Here is a 15221-nt window from a genome sequence, read left to right on the forward strand (position 1 = left end):
CTTTGTATAAAGGGCCCCGTATGGGGCCCTATTTTTATTCTCTTAATCTACCATCAGGCAGTATAAGTAGTTTTCCCGTCTTTAATATGTCGCCGTATGGTGTGTATATGGTATAGTTCAGTGTTGTATCGCCATCATCTGTATAGACAATAGCCTGTACATCTGTGTTGTTGTATACAACCTTATCCCATAGTACTCTTCCACCGTCTACTGCTGCGATATGGGCCTTGTTATCTTTGCCGGCATATGCAAATATCAATGTGTTTTTCACAACAGTATATGGTGTACCACCACCGCTGTATATTAGAACCTTGGATAGGTTTGAAAGCTGTGTTTCTGTCCATATATCCTGTAAAGTGTTTCTGTCTATTATCCGGTAATGTAAACTACCTGTGTTGTAGGCAGATATAAAATATTTGCCTGTGTCTGTAAGCATTTCTATATTGGAGAGTTTTACTGTTTTATCTATCTTACCTGTCTTATTGACATTGGCTAGTATGTAGCCATCGGGGGCTTTCCATATAACGATGGCATGGTTATTATTGATGATAGATTTCAGCCCATCACTTCTTTCATTGGCAAGTTGATAGCTATAGACATCAGATGCCTTCCATATGGGATTGAATGTTTGAGAGAATAGTATGATATCTTCATCTCCTATAGATGCGAAAAATGGACCTTTGATAATATGAGAAGTTGATATGTCGTATACGCCGTCTCCTCTATTGAGGAGGACCGTTGCTGTCCTTTCTTCTGTGGTGGTATTGATAGTCATCAAATATGTCTTTTCAAAGTTTGTGTCCTCATAGAATATTCCTAATAAGTGGGCAGATGGACTGTATAGATCATAGTTGATGTATCCTTTCCCCAGCTTTATTATTGCTCTTTCCGGTAAGTAAGCATACATGTTGTTTCTTTTATCTGTATATGCAGCGGCTACAAGCTGTGAGGATTTAGGATCTATGTTATTGCCAATGGCTATTGTTCCCAATGCTATTTCACTACCTGTAGAACCTACAAAGAGCTTCCAACTGACTTCTGATTGACTGCTGGTTAGGATAACATGTGTTTCCTGCGGCTTTACCGATGGATTGATGTCAATAAGTTTATTATGCCAAATCTCTTTACCAGAGCTATTAACAATAATGCCATGAGGGTTGCCTTTGCCGTCTACGTATATGGCAAATATCTTGTCATTAATACCAATGAAGTTAGAAGATACTTTACATGTATCTGCTACAGTACTACCGGGTATATAGGTGTTTTCTCCAATATCCTTTGATGTCCACAATGTCTGTCCTTGTGTGTTTATGTACGCTATCTGCTTGTCTGTTTTATATATGAGAATACCTTCTGGGACTTTTTTCATATCTGTGAATGTAATGCTGACCTTTGCCATACCATTGCCATCTGGGGATATATACGCGAGCGTATCGGCCGTGTTGTTATCTCCTAATGCTATCCATGCATTGTTTTCGTTAACAGAGATGCCACTACCGACACAAGTGAGATTGATGACATGTTTGCTGGGCCATGTCTTTCTACTATCAAATGCTATGTTGCCATGTTTGTCAATAAAAATAACAAAATACTCGTTGCCTGTATCTACTGTACTCCATATACCTTTTTCTACTGGATGAAATGTTACTGTTCCCCTGAAAACACCACCTTCAGCTTCCAATAGTGTTGATGTTTGGGCTACTGTGGCGTCAGATATATCTATTTGAGTATCGTAAATATATGTATGGCTGATGTGACTAACCCCATACACAACATGGGCTATGTTACCGTCTTTTATTACTGCAACATCTGATATGTTATCTCTTACAGGTGGCACAATAGTAATGTAATGAGTTTTGTCTGGGTTTTCTATGCTGACAATAAGGAAGTTTCTATCTGAAATAATGATGGGGCTGATATTGGTATTATCTGATGCTTTATGGGGCACAATAAACCATATACCTATAATGGCAACGGCCAGTGCCAAGAAACCTATAATGATATTTTTCTTCATGATGCTCCCCTCCCCCTAAATATATTCATGTGTTTATGCACACAAGCCTATTATATGAAAAAAGTCGTGCATACAAGAGGTCTATAAAAAAAGCGGAGGAATTTCCTCCGCTTTCTATCTTTTACTTTTCTACTGGTCTGGGCGGTATGCCGTGCACTTTGCGTGCTATATATGTTCCCAAGTAGACAAATGGGGTATCAAAGACTGCTACAACGAATTTGAAGATATAAGTTGTCCAAAATATCTGCCACCAAATATTCATGGGAAACTCGCCCAAGAAGGCAATAGTACAGAAAATAGTAGTATCTATAAGCTGGGAAACCATTGTTGATAGGTTGTTTCTTAGCCAAAGATGTTTTCCACCTGTTATTCTGCGCCAGAAACCAAATGCCCATACATCGTGATGCTGAGCTACGAGGTATGCTGTTAAACTACCTAGTGCTATACGAGGCATGATTGAAAATATGGCTTCAAGGTGAGGCTGGGCAAAGTCATCAGGAGATGGCTTGAACTGCAACGCAATTTGCATGAGAATGGTCATAGTGATAAGTGAAGCGAAGCCAAACCATACGGCCTTACGAGCCTCTTTCTTTCCGTATAGTTCCTCAAGCAGGTCTGTTGATAGGAAGATAGAACCATAGACTACATTTCCTAGTGTTGCTGTAAATCCAAACAAGATAATGGTTTTGACGACCTGTAAGTTGGCAATTATAGTGCCAATAATAACATTGAGAAATAGTCCCTCTTTTTCCCATATGTAGAAGAAGAGAATTTGAAGTGACAGTCCAACAAAAAGGAGAATAAGCCACCAAATTTCATTGGAAAGTCCCAGGCCAGCCGTTGCCATTGCTGTAGCTGTGTCCACCCTTTACACCTCCCTCTGTATTATTCGGGGCATATTTTACCAAACTAAAAGGAATCTTTCCAGTAAAATAAAGATACAGGATGTGTAGGAGGTGATACTCGTGAGCCAGATATTGGTTAGTTTATTGGAAGGCGTGGCCATGAGGTTAGAGGAAAAGCCATCCCTTGCATTATTTATAGATCATATGGAAAAGTGCGAAGATGTTTTACTTTCGTCTATGGTGGATACACTTGTTTATAGATTTGGGGTATCTATAGATGATATTAGCCTGAAAGATGGTGTAGCCACCGTGTCCATAGAAGGTAAAACTTATCTTGTAGATACCAAGACGGTACCTGTGAAAAGCGGTAAGGGGCATATTGCTGCCCGCAGCATACAGGGTGTTCTGAAGAAGCATGAAGAGGAAAACTATGTGTTGTTATCGTTTGTATATCCTCTACCATATGGTGAGTCCGCGAGTGATGAAGATAGTATATTGGAAAGCCTGAAGAAAAAAGGGGCTGTGTATAGAAGACCGGTATTTATCATGGGAAGAAGGGGCGTACTGTACACCATAGTGCCTTCTGAGAAGAGACAGGTCATGACTGTTAAGGAGACAGATGCTTATATACCAGAAGAGATTGTAGAAACAGAAAAAACTGAGGAAGAGATTCCTCTGGCATCAACTCCTGGTCTCTTATATTTCCGTAAAAGCAATGCTACTCCCGATGAGCTTATGGATGCTCTTCAACATGAGGGGGCTATTCTGTCGGACCTTATAAAGAAGAGGACAGAGGCGGTAAGAATTCTTGGTGAAAGGGGACTATCTGTTGTATCTAGTTCTGATATAGCCACACATAGATTGTACATAGCGGACCTCAGCGGTGGTTTTGGTGACTTTATAGCAGAGGTTGCCCGTTTGAAGAGTGAAGGGATATGGGATAACTCTGTCAAGGAGGTTGTAAAAGCTTTTATAAAGGAGTATGAGAGATTGGGAGTTAGTTCTGATACCATAAAGGATGCACTGCAAAAACACAAGATAGATATAGCCGTATGAAAGAGGTGAACATATGGTTGTCTTAGGTATAGAAACTTCATGCGATGAAACAGCCATGGCTTTAATCAAAGATGAAGAGATTCTGGCTCACAGGGTATCATCTCAAATAGACCTTCACAAGATATTTGGTGGTGTTCTTCCAGAGGCATCGTCTCGTAGGCACCTTGAGGTGCTCTACACAATGTACAGAGACATTGTGGGAGAAACCGACGGGATTAAACCTGATGTTGTTGCCATTACGATGTCCCCCGGTCTCCAACCGGCTTTGTTGATGGGGGCATCGTTTGGAAGAGCTCTTGGTACCGCTCTTGGTGTACCCGCTGTAGGGGTAGACCATGTCATAGCCCATGGATATGTGGCAAGACTTGCCTATCCAGAACTGGCCTTTCCATATAGAGCTCTAATAGTGTCAGGAGGTCATACGGTTGTTGTGGAATATCATGATGTTGATCGGGTATCTCTTGTTGCCGATACACGCGATGATGCCATGGGAGAGGTTCTTGACAAAGTTGGTAGGGTAATGGGAATAGATTATCCTGCAGGACCACACATAGATAAGATGGCACTGGAGTATCAAGGGCAGTATCCCCGATTTACTATACCCCGTTTCAAAGATAAGACATATGACTTTTCATTTAGTGGTATGAAAACGGCAGCACGCCTTGCATACGAAAAAGATGGAGTGTCTCCTGAGGCAGTGGCCCGTGGCCTGATGGAGGCTGCGGTGAAGCAGATTGTCGTGAGGTTAAAAGATATAGAAAATGATAGGGGATATATGCCACTAGTGGTCGGTGGAGGAGTGGCTGCCAGTAAATTTCTCAGGAAAAAGCTATCAGAGCAATTTAAGGATGTCTACTTTGTGCCACGGGAGTGGTGCACAGATAACGGCGTTATGATTGCATATACAGGTATGCACCTATATGAGAAAGGTTATACATTATCCGTGGATGCAGAGGTTGACCCTGTGGGAGTGTTGTGGCATGAATAGAATCTTGATATTTACATCAGTTTCTCCTTCTCTTGTTGCCATCTGGGAGGATAAAACAATATATGAGATTTCTGTATCAGGTGGTAAAGGTTCTAAGTTTTTATCGCGGATACTGTCTGCTTATCCTCTGAAATACGATGAGGTGTGGGTTGGAATTGGGCCCGGTGCGTTTACCGGAACCCGTGTTGGGGTGGCGTATGCACTAGGTCTTGTAGCCGGATTGAATCTTGAAAGAGTGCATGTGTTTGATACATTCGACTTTCTATATGCCCCATTTTATGGAAAAGATTTGCAGATTGTCATACCGGCCCGTAGAGGTGAGGTGTACTCTGCTATTTTTAGGAATAGTAATAAAGTAGAAGAGGGAGTTTATAAAATAGATGAAATAAATCCCGATGTACCTGTGCTTTCATATACAAAATATGTTTCTGGTAGTGTAGATATGATAAAGCCGTCTATGCTTCATGTAGATGCGATGATGAAACATAACTTGTATACTTCTGTTGCCCCAGAGGATGTAAAGGTGAGGTATCTTAAACCATTGACGGAGGAGTATAGGGTCTATGGTAAAGATTAGAGAGGCTACTCTTGCAGATTTGCCTGTACTCATGGAGCTTGATAGGCATCTTGGCGGTGCTGTATGGGGTGAAGATGAGTGGAAGAATATCTTGTCTTCACAGTTTTACAAGACATTTATTGCCGAGTATGATGGCGAGATAGCCGGTTTTATGACAGTATATGTTGGGGTAGCGGAAACTCACCTCATGAAGATATTTGTAAGGAGGCTGTTCCGAGGTAGAGGTATAGGACATAGATTTATGGATAAGCTTCTCGAGGTGGCTAAAGATTCTGGAAAATTTATGGTATTCTTAGAAGTTGCTACTTCTAATAAAGAAGCTGTAGATATATATAAAGAGTATGGTTTTAGAATACTTAAGGTGCTTTCTGATTTCTATGGAGAGGGAAGAGATGCATACCTTATGTTAAAGGAACTGAGGAGGGATGATGAAATGGACACTATAAGAGTTGCCTTGGGTAGTGAAGATGGTAAGGAAATGGTGAATGACCATCTTGGTGAGGCACCTTATTTTTACATCTATGATCTCACAAAAGATGGTTACACCTTTGTTGAAAAGAGAGTTAACGATGCTCCAGAGGAGAAAACCCATGGTGATCCGAGAAAGAGACAGCGTGTGCAGGAGATCCTGAAGGATTGCGATGTTATGCTTGCTCCACAAGTAAGTACATCGTTTGTGAAGATGAAAGACCAGGGGAAGTGGCAGCCTGTTGTTACTAAAGATTTAACAGATATTGATGCTGCGATGAAACTTCTCCAGAACCACTTTGATGTTATTTTAGATCTTGTGAAAATGAGAAGAGAAGGAAAGCCTACTGGCAAAATAGTCTTCTTTAAAGACGGCCAGTTGAGCTTTATCTAATACAAAGGAGGGGGATGTATTATGCCATTTGTAGGAATTGTTATCGATGATAAGGTGACGAGTCATCAGGCCAATGAACTCAGAGATAAACTTGTGGGGCTTCTTGCAGAGCTGACAGGTAAATCTTCTAAGTGGTTTATGACATCTACTATCCTTGCTGATGTTAAACTTGATGGTGAGCCTGCAGCTTTTGTGGACTTTCGCTATCTTGGTGAGATCTCCAAGGAGACAAGGGAGAAGATTGCGGAGATGGTTGCATCTTTGTTTGAGGAAGAGGTCGATATTCCATCTGGTCAGGTCTACATGACATTCTGTGAAACGGATAGAGATAAGTGGGCCTGGAATGGCTCATTGTTTGGATAATGCCATGTTTATAGAATACGACAAAGGCAAAGAACATCCAACAAAGCAAGGCTGGGTGCTACTGGGGGCATATAGTGTGCCTGAAATTCATATTGTAGCAGGACTGCTTGAGGCAAACGGTATAGAGCATTTTATTGAAGGAGAAGCGATGGGTGATGCACTGGGACTGACTGTCGGACCAATGGGGGAAAAACTGCTATTTGTAAAAGCAGGAGATTACGATGATGCCATAAGATTGGTGGAGGGTGATGAAGGTGATAACAGTTAAGATAAACGGAGAAGAAAGACAGATGCCGGCAAAGGGAACTATCCGCACACTGGCAGTGGATTTGGGACTAAACCCAGAGACAGTACTCTTTGTCGTTAATGGTATGCTTCAGACTGAGGACTATAGACTTCAAGATGGTGATGAGGTAGAGGTTGTATCGGTGGTGTCGGGCGGATGAAGTGTCGCATATGTGGTAAGCCTGCCGTTATCAAACTCAGGGCACACAATATAGCCCTATGCCCTGAACATTTTGTAGAGTTTGTGCAGAAGCAGACGGCTAAAGCTATAAAGCACTATAAGATGTTTGAAAAAGAAGACCATATAGCCGTTGCCGTTTCTGGTGGTAAAGACTCTTTAGCACTTCTTGATATTCTTACAGAGCTTGGTTATAAGGTCTCTGCATTTTATATTGACCTTGGCATTAAGCACATGGACTACTCTAAGACATCGAAGGAAAAGGCACAGGCCTTCTGTGAAAAGAAAGGTGTCAAATGTCTTGTATACTCCCTACCCGAGATGTTTGGTATGGGTATAGACGAGGCGGCTCGGAAGAGTAGACGGACACCATGTTCCCTGTGTGGTATGACAAAGCGTTATCTCATGAATGTTGCAGCCAGAGACTTAGAGGCCGATGTGATTGCCACAGGTCATAACCTTGATGACCAAGCAGCAGCTTTATTTGCCAATCTTATGAGATGGGATGTTTCGTACTTGGCTAAAGGTTATCCTGTACTTCCAGCAGAGCATGGTTTTCCTAAGAAGGTAAAGCCCCTTGTGTTTCTTACAGAGAGGGAAATTGCCGCCTATGCCATTGTCAGAGGCATAGACTATGTTAGATACGAATGTCCCCACTCTGAAGGTGCACGATTTCTTGTATACAAGGAGCATCTTAACGCTATAGAGAATATGTCTCCGGGAACCAAGAGGCGATTTTATCAGGGGTATACAGAAAATATTTGGAGATTTCAGATAGAATCTCCAGACCAGTGTGAGAAGAAAGACGAAGAAGAGTCTCCCATGAAACCGTGTAAGATATGCGGTATGCCCACAGCGGCTGAAGATGGTATATGTTCCTTCTGTAGGTTCTGGCGACCTGACGAGGTAAAGAAGATAAAGGGGCAGGAATGATTCCTGTCCCTTTTTATTTAGTGGCAGTATAAGCCTCTTTAATAATTTTTTCTATAAACTCATCTGATGTGTAGCCCACAGCCCATAGGGCTATACCTCTAAGGTGATATTTACGGGCAAGTGCTATTTTCTCAGATATGGTTTTTATGTCATTCCATGTTATGGTGCCTGTTTCTCCTCTGGTTTTGGCTTCTCCTTCTTTTGAATAGCTGACGGTGGCATCTTCGATATTTTTTATCTGTACAGCTTGGGTTCCCTTGTCTGTTTTTAGATATCCGTATAGCGGAATACCCAAAAGAAGTTTGTCAGAAAGTGATTCATAAAACCTAATACTACTTTCTACCTTAGATATTGGGGCTAGCACCCCGCTTTTGAAGTCATAATCATATGCCATGAGTATGAATCTATCGGCGAGATGATAAATATTGGCTGTAGTTGGAAGGCCCCATGATGGCAGTGTGATCATGATAAGCTTGCCGGGGTATCGCCTATGAAATGCTATGGCAATATCATCGAGTCTCAGATATTTCGTCCAATCTTCGAGGTTGATAACAATTCCATCGGCTTGGTTCATATAAACAGCTAACTTTTCTATCATATCTGCTATGCCCTCTGGAGTGTCCATCCACGTTGTATGGTCACCACCATGAATTTTCAGTGTCCATAGCACCTTGGTGCCTTCTGGAATACGGGGCATTGTTTGGAATTGATTGTGCCATCCATCGTCGGTTGGTTCCAGAGCAAAGAGTGCTATGTAGTCAATAGGCGGAGCATTTTTAGGTACTGCCCAATAGGGAATAAAACCCAGGATTTCTAATGCGTTGGAGCTCTTCGTTATAGCGGAATATTGGTTTGGATTACTGTTGTGGAGATGTAATGTTTTGCCAGAGTAGAGATAAATACCTATTCCTACAATTGCTCCAATTAATAGTGCAGAGACCCACCGTTTTATCTTCATAAATAATATTTTATCTGGTTGTGCGATATCTCTCCAAATATTCTAACTTCTGTCTCAGATGGTTAACATATATACTGAATGATACGGGTTTTGTTGATTGTTTGTAGAGCGTCCTGTATGTCTTTAGCATGCCGGGCATGTAAGCATGTATGGTTTTGAGAAAGTGCTTTTTCACAGAATGCTCCAGTTTCAGGGCATCTATAAAGAAATATGAAGCACCATGGTATCTGGCAGTGTTCCATATGTGTCTCAATGTCTTGATGTTGTCATTGATACCGGGCATAATAGGGGCTATAGATACACCCACGGTAATGCCAGCTTCAGATAGCATCTTCATGGCCTTAAGTCTTAGCCACGGGTTGGGGGCATGTGGTTCTATGTTTATGTAATGCTTTTTATCTAGTGTGGTAATGGTAAATGTTACTCTAACAGATGACATGGTCGATAATTCACGGAGTATGTCTATGTCTCTAATAATGAGTGTTCCCTTTGTCAGTATATGTATCTCACGGGGTGGCAGATATAAGAGACTTTCAAGTACAGATCTGGTAATTTTCCTAATGCCCTCACATGGCTGGTAAGGGTCTGTTATGGTACCTATATGTATGCTATGTGGCCTTTTTGACATGAGTTCTTTCCGTAGAATCGTGGCGATATTTGTTTTTACAAGTATATTGCCGAAATGGTCAGATGTTGTACTAAAGTATTCTGGCATATGGGATCGCCAAAATGTACCCGATGCATAACAATATGCGCATCCATGACTACAGCCTCTGTATGGATTTAGGCTATATCCAGTGTCTGTAAATACGTTAAGAACCGATTTAACCGTGATATCGGTGCATTTCATATTCATGATTTTATTATAGCATACAAAATTATATGCCAATAAAAGGGTGGATAAATAACCATACTTTTGGTATTTTGTTGATATAGAAAAGTTGTATACATACATTGGCGGAGGTGGCATGTGTGAAGATCATAGGACATAGGGGCAGTATGCTTTACGGCTATGAAAACACACTGAAGGCTTTTAAACAGGCTAAAGAATTGGGTGCTGAATGGGTAGAGATAGATATAGAAATTACCAAAGATGGTGTGCCAGTGCTCATGCACGATGAGACAATCGATAGAACAACAACGGGCACTGGTAAGGTTGTAGATATGACCTTTAAGCAACTGAGGCGCTACACTGTTGATGGAGAAGAGAAGATTCCATCGCTGGCAGAAGTCCTTGATTTTCTCTATGAGGAGGGGATGGGGGTTGATATAGAGGTCAAGTCTAAAATGGCATTTGCCCCAGTATTTGATGTGCTAAAGAAGATGGGTGATAGACTACCCGAGGTTATTATATCTTCCTTTTGGAATAACTATATTAAAGAGGCAAAAAAAGAGCATCCAGAGTATTTGATGGGATACCTATACGATTCCAGACCGGCTGATTTGGAGTCTATGCTGAAAGAGGTTGATTTCCTTATGCCATTTTACACATATGTTGATGAAGAGTATGAAAAGTATGCCGATCGCATTATTCCATGGCCTGTTGATGATCCCCGTGCTATTGCCCGTTTTGTGAAGATGGGGGTTTTTGCCATTATCACAGATATTCCCGATGTGGCAGCAGATGTTAGGGCAGGTAATATTCCCGATATGTCTAAGGCTATCATGAGGGCTATTCACCTTATTATTGACCTTTCCAGCGTTAAGAGAAAGGAAAAGGATGGTAAGGATACAGTATCTTTTTATATGCATAATCGACTTATACCATTCCTTATCCGTTCTGCCTGCGGTCAGGATGTAGTTGTGAAGACAAAACCTAAACTGCCCACAAAACTTCGTTATGGTGATCGTATGAAGGTGTCTCTTGAAATCGTGGGGCCCAATCCTGCTATATACCTTGATACAACATCGCTGGGGCTTATAAAACTTGATGTGAATGAAATTCTAAAGCGTGCAGAAGAGAGAAAGAAGAGAAGGAAAAAAGTATAAGGGTATAAAAGGGGAGCGCGTGCTCCCCTTTGTTCTTAATCTTTCCAGTCAAGTAGTCGTTTTTCGCCTTCCAGTTTCTTAATGTCTGTAATATCCTGGACAACCTCTACAGTGCCAAGGTACTCTCCATTTTCACCTCTGACAGGGAAATATCTTATGTGAATAAATCTACCGGCAAAGGGTATCCAAAACTCGGCAACATCTTTTTTGCCCTCTTTGAAGGCCTTTAGTATCTTCTTTACTATATGCACGCTCTTGGGAGGGTGACATAGTTCCACTTTTCTACCCAAGATGGTCTTGTTTCTTGCAAATATACGGTGCCCACCAGAGAAGAATCTCACTCTGTCATCGGCATCGATAAATGTGATATCAAATGGTAGTGTCCTGAATAGTGCGTCAATTTCTTTGGGAAGCATATATCCTTCATGAAGCTCTATATCACCATCACGTTTGATTTCACTTGTGTCAGGTGTAAGGTCACCTGTTGCCAGTCCTTTAACTGTTTGAAGTATGTGCTGTGGGAGATTCATGATATCGTCAAGGGAGATACCTTTTTTTACCTCATGGGGATAAATGGGTTTGACCCCTTCTGGTTTCCAGTCTTTGGGTTTGACTTTGTAATGACCTATAGAATCTTCTTCCAGCTTAATGGCGTACCATTCACCGGGTTCAAGAAGTACCTTTACAGTGGGGTAGAGTATGTTTTCTTCTCTAAAGACAATATCTATGACATCGGATGCTGTTTTCTGGGCATGCTTAACGACTTTATCTATGTTTTCATCTGTTAGCTCTCTTTCTGCTTCTGAAACAAATCCGGCAAGGGCTCTAATTTCAAATCTCACATCATCATGTTTGGTCCACAAGACTGTGGGAACAGCGGTGAGTCCTCTTCTTTCAAGATATGGAAACAGTAACATTTCTTCCTTGTTGTAATGGGTATATCCAATCATACGCATGCCATTGACAAGATTTTTGATGACCTCAAGTACCCTTCTTTTACCCTCTTCAGATTCTGTGTCTTTGAGACTGCGGGCGTATAGGTTTAGCATCTCTGCATCTTTGACAATCTCTTTGTTTTCCAAATAGTATGTGTGAAGTGGATGTCCTTCTGGTATGTCGTCTATATCCAAACTACCTGCCACCGATTCTCTAAATAAATCTACATGTATATCGCACATACGTGCTATGTCGTGAGGAGATATTCCTTCCTTAACGAGTTCTTGTTCTATCACAGGAATTTCAAGGGGTGAAGTGCTTCTTAGCACATCTAAAAATTCCTGTTTCAGCTTTTCCATGTCTTCGCCTTCATGAATTCTCTTTAATAGTTCTTTTAGTATCCTCTTCTTTTCTTCTCTACTTTCTTTGCTTCCAATAAGCTCACTCATGGAGCAACCCTCCTTTGAAAGTTTTTTATGCTTAACTTACAAGTACAGTATAACATAAATAGTGAATATAGGTAAACATTGCGATATGTGCGATATTTGATACCATTTTATTGGTATAGGGGGTGACGAAGTTGAAAAACAAAGAAGTTGTAGAGATGCTAAGGGAGATAGCTGAGTACTTGACGATAAAAGGCGAAAGTCGCTTTAAGATATCCGCCTATGAAAAAGCAGCCCATGTCATAGAAAATCTTACACAGCCTATTGAGGAGCTTGATGCTTTAGGCAAATTGACACAGCTACCTGGTGTAGGTAAATCTATTGCCGAGAAGATACACGAATATTTGACCACAGGTAAGTCCTCTTATCTTGAAGAACTGAAGCGTGAAATCCCCCGCGAGGTTTTTGAGCTTATGGAGGTGCCGGGTATTGGTCCCAAGCTTGCTATGAGGCTATACACAGAGCTGGGTATCCGCTCTATTGATGAGCTTGAAGAGGCCGCTAAGCAGGGGCGCATTAGAAAGATGAAGCGTATGGGGGTAAAGGCTGAGCAGAAGATACTGAAGGGTATACAGATATACCGTATGGATGCCGGTAGGGTACCCCTATTTACCATTAGACCTCTTGTTATGGAGATGGTGAGTTATCTCAAAGATAAAACAGGCATAGAGAGAATATCACCTGCGGGTAGTTTTAGACGTTGGAGAGAAGATGTGGGAGATGTAGATATCCTTGTTGCCACAGATAGTGAGGGGCAAAAAGTCATAGAACTGTTTGCCTCTGCAGAGTGGACTAAGGAGGTCTTGTGGCGGGGTGATACCAAATGTAGTATTGTAACCCCGACAGGTGTACAGGTAGATCTTAGGGTTGTGCCAGAGGACAGCTGGGGAGCTGCTCTGCAGTATTTTACCGGTTCAAAGGCACACAATATTAGACTCAGAGAGATAGCCATATCTAAGGGGCTAAAGCTCAATGAATATGGGCTTTATCGTGAGGACACAGGGCAGAAGATAGCGGGACTTACAGAAGAGGAGATATATGAAGCACTTGGCATGCCGTGGATACCACCGGAGCTAAGAGAGGATATGGGTGAGGTGCAGGCAGCATTGCAAGGTAAACTGCCCAATCTCATTACAGAGGATGATATTAGAGGCGATATACACATGCATACTAACTACAGCGATGGTGCTGATTCTATAAAAGCCATGGCACTCAAGGCTAAGGAACTAGGTTATGAGTGGATTGTTATTACCGACCATGCTATTGGATTAGGTGTCGTAGGTGGTATAGACTACGATACATGGAAAAAAGAGTATGAAGAGGCTAAGCAGGTGGAAAAAGAGGTTGGTATACGCATATTTGTAGGTATAGAGGCAAATATTATGGTAGATGGTGAGGTTATGATATCGTCACCAGATATGGACTTTGTCATAGGTAGTATCCACTCAGGACTTGATGGTAGCAGAGAGAAGATTATGGCACGATATAAAAAGGCCATATATTCCGGTCTCATTGATAGTATAGGGCACCCTACAGGAAGGTTGCTGGGAGGTATTAGACCACCTATGGACGTGGATATAGACCAGCTTCTTAGTATGGCAAAAGACAAAGGATTGTTTATGGAAATTAATGCATATCCTAATAGACTTGATCTTAATGGCCCCAATGTCTTTAAGGCAAAGAATATGGGTATAAAACTCTATATAGGTACAGATTCTCATGCCACTATGCAAATGGAAAATATGATTTATGGTGTTCACACGGCACGGAGAGGTTGGGCAGAGAAAAAAGATATCCTCAACACCCTCAGTTCCGATGAGATGGAAGAGCTGACAGAAAAGCTAAAGGCGAGAAGGAGATAGGAATTAGTCATTGCTTTTAACGATTATAAATAAAATTGGTATTCCTTCTTTGCCTTCTGCTTCTATAAATATTTTATCGTAATTGTCGAAGTCATTAAAGTAATTGATGAATTCTTGTAAATAAGAGCCTCTTTTTCCTTTACTACCAAAGGTTGATTTGCCAGTTTCTGATATTAAATCAAGTATTATTCGTGACCACCCAGAAGTTGTAGCTGCTTTATTTTGGTGATTGAATGACAGACCATAGATACCCATAAGAGTATTAAACATTAGGTTTTCATATGTACAAAGTAGTTTGGATGACTTGCATTTACATTTGTAATAATTGCAGCAGTTGTTATAATAGATGTAATTTCTATTATAAGGAATGAAATGAAAGGTTACATAATTCTGTAATAATACTAAGTAATTTAATCCAAGTATTCTTGTTGGGTATGAGGGAATATATCTTTTTTGCCCCCGTAAATTTTTAAATCTGTAGTAAAAGAAATAGCGTGCTTTATCGTACAGTAGAGTTTGACACGGGTTTTTTCTGATATCGTTTACGGTCTTTTTAGCTTGGGATATAAAAGCTCTGTTGAATAAGATTTGCTTTTTTTTATCTAATACAATATATAATGTAAGAAGATCTCCTAATTCGCATCTATAGTTTCCATAGAACTCGACAATGGGTTTTTGATGTGTGAAAACTCCTGCGAATTTAGCAGTAAAATTTGCTTTATTGAGGATTCCTTGGGCGATGTCTTTGTTTAGGAGTGAGATTCCATTTTTTAGGAAGTTAAATATAATATTGGGTTCGCTATTATTCATGTTTATTTGGTTCCATGCATTATGGAAGGATGTTAATATTTTGTCGTAATGTTTAATTAATATGTTTTGAAGGGCTTTCATTGATATGTTTCACCTCTTTATATCTATATATTTAAAGC

Annotated in this window: 16 protein-coding genes; 10 read left to right on the forward strand and 6 right to left on the reverse strand. The window is 40.9% G+C overall.

Features of this window, described 5'->3' with window-relative positions; all coding sequences use genetic code 11:
- Positions 1–34: 34 nt before the first annotated feature.
- Positions 35–2014 carry a hypothetical protein gene (locus tag GM182_RS01095; RefSeq protein ID WP_449186758.1) on the reverse strand — a complete coding sequence of 660 codons (1980 nt, stop codon included), beginning with the start codon at positions 2012–2014 and terminating at the stop codon, positions 35–37.
- Between the two features lie 121 nt (positions 2015–2135).
- Positions 2136–2879 (reverse strand): queuosine precursor transporter, encoded by a 744-nt coding sequence (locus GM182_RS01100; RefSeq protein ID WP_449186759.1) that lies wholly within the window; start codon positions 2877–2879, stop codon positions 2136–2138.
- 100 nt (positions 2880–2979) lie between these two features.
- Here GM182_RS01100 and GM182_RS01105 point away from each other — a divergent pair, with 100 nt between their 5' ends.
- The 8 genes from GM182_RS01105 to GM182_RS01140 are packed head-to-tail and all read left to right on the forward strand — an operon-like array spanning position 2980 to position 8101.
- The gene (locus GM182_RS01105) at positions 2980–3915 is read left to right on the forward strand and encodes a hypothetical protein (RefSeq protein WP_449186760.1); all 936 of its coding nucleotides are present in this window, start codon (positions 2980–2982) and stop codon (positions 3913–3915) included.
- A gap of 13 nt (positions 3916–3928) precedes the next feature.
- Complete coding sequence (gene tsaD / locus GM182_RS01110) at positions 3929–4903, forward strand: tRNA (adenosine(37)-N6)-threonylcarbamoyltransferase complex transferase subunit TsaD (RefSeq protein WP_449186761.1); 975 nt, start codon at positions 3929–3931, stop codon at positions 4901–4903.
- Positions 4896–5480 carry a hypothetical protein gene (locus GM182_RS01115; protein ID WP_449186762.1) on the forward strand — a complete coding sequence of 195 codons (585 nt, stop codon included), beginning with the start codon at positions 4896–4898 and terminating at the stop codon, positions 5478–5480. Before tsaD ends, GM182_RS01115 begins: the two co-directional genes overlap by 8 nt.
- Positions 5467–6342 carry a GNAT family N-acetyltransferase gene (locus GM182_RS01120; protein ID WP_449186763.1) on the forward strand — a complete coding sequence of 292 codons (876 nt, stop codon included), beginning with the start codon at positions 5467–5469 and terminating at the stop codon, positions 6340–6342. Before GM182_RS01115 ends, GM182_RS01120 begins: the two co-directional genes overlap by 14 nt.
- A gap of 21 nt (positions 6343–6363) precedes the next feature.
- Positions 6364–6705: a phenylpyruvate tautomerase MIF-related protein gene (locus GM182_RS01125; protein WP_449186764.1), complete on the forward strand. Its 342-nt coding sequence runs from the start codon at positions 6364–6366 to the stop codon at positions 6703–6705.
- On the forward strand, positions 6686–6973 hold the full coding sequence (locus GM182_RS01130; protein WP_449186765.1) for a putative signal transducing protein: 288 nt from the start codon (positions 6686–6688) through the stop codon (positions 6971–6973). The genes GM182_RS01125 and GM182_RS01130 overlap by 20 nt, the downstream gene beginning before the upstream one ends.
- Positions 6960–7151, forward strand: coding sequence for a MoaD/ThiS family protein (locus GM182_RS01135; RefSeq protein WP_449186766.1), 192 nt, complete (start codon positions 6960–6962; stop codon positions 7149–7151). Before GM182_RS01130 ends, GM182_RS01135 begins: the two co-directional genes overlap by 14 nt.
- Positions 7148–8101, forward strand: a complete 954-nt coding sequence (locus GM182_RS01140; protein WP_449186767.1) for a PP-loop family protein — start codon at positions 7148–7150, stop codon at positions 8099–8101. Before GM182_RS01135 ends, GM182_RS01140 begins: the two co-directional genes overlap by 4 nt.
- A 13-nt stretch (positions 8102–8114) precedes the next feature.
- Here GM182_RS01140 and GM182_RS01145 read toward each other — a convergent pair whose 3' ends face one another.
- Positions 8115–9059 carry a glycosyl hydrolase family 18 protein gene (locus GM182_RS01145; RefSeq protein WP_449186768.1) on the reverse strand — a complete coding sequence of 315 codons (945 nt, stop codon included), beginning with the start codon at positions 9057–9059 and terminating at the stop codon, positions 8115–8117.
- Positions 9060–9069: 10 nt separating this feature from the next.
- Positions 9070–10029 carry an SPL family radical SAM protein gene (locus GM182_RS01150; RefSeq protein ID WP_449186769.1) on the reverse strand — a complete coding sequence of 320 codons (960 nt, stop codon included), beginning with the start codon at positions 10027–10029 and terminating at the stop codon, positions 9070–9072.
- Between the two features lie 2 nt (positions 10030–10031).
- Here GM182_RS01150 and GM182_RS01155 point away from each other — a divergent pair, with 2 nt between their 5' ends.
- The gene (locus tag GM182_RS01155) at positions 10032–11048 is read left to right on the forward strand and encodes a glycerophosphodiester phosphodiesterase (RefSeq protein ID WP_449186770.1); all 1017 of its coding nucleotides are present in this window, start codon (positions 10032–10034) and stop codon (positions 11046–11048) included.
- Between the two features lie 35 nt (positions 11049–11083).
- On the opposite strand, the gene GM182_RS01160 is transcribed toward GM182_RS01155, so the two are convergent.
- Positions 11084–12433, reverse strand: coding sequence for a DUF438 domain-containing protein (locus GM182_RS01160; protein WP_449186771.1), 1350 nt, complete (start codon positions 12431–12433; stop codon positions 11084–11086).
- Positions 12434–12564: 131 nt separating this feature from the next.
- On the opposite strand from GM182_RS01160, the gene polX reads away from it, so the two are divergent.
- Positions 12565–14292 carry a DNA polymerase/3'-5' exonuclease PolX gene (gene polX / locus GM182_RS01165; protein ID WP_449186772.1) on the forward strand — a complete coding sequence of 576 codons (1728 nt, stop codon included), beginning with the start codon at positions 12565–12567 and terminating at the stop codon, positions 14290–14292.
- 3 nt (positions 14293–14295) lie between these two features.
- Here polX and GM182_RS01170 read toward each other — a convergent pair whose 3' ends face one another.
- Positions 14296–15183: a hypothetical protein gene (locus tag GM182_RS01170; RefSeq protein ID WP_449186773.1), complete on the reverse strand. Its 888-nt coding sequence runs from the start codon at positions 15181–15183 to the stop codon at positions 14296–14298.
- Between the last annotated feature and the right edge of the window lie 38 nt (positions 15184–15221).

It is taken from the genome of Zhurongbacter thermophilus (assembly GCF_026184435.1).
Classification (GTDB): domain Bacteria; phylum Coprothermobacterota; class Coprothermobacteria; order Coprothermobacterales; family JAADFF01; genus JAADFF01.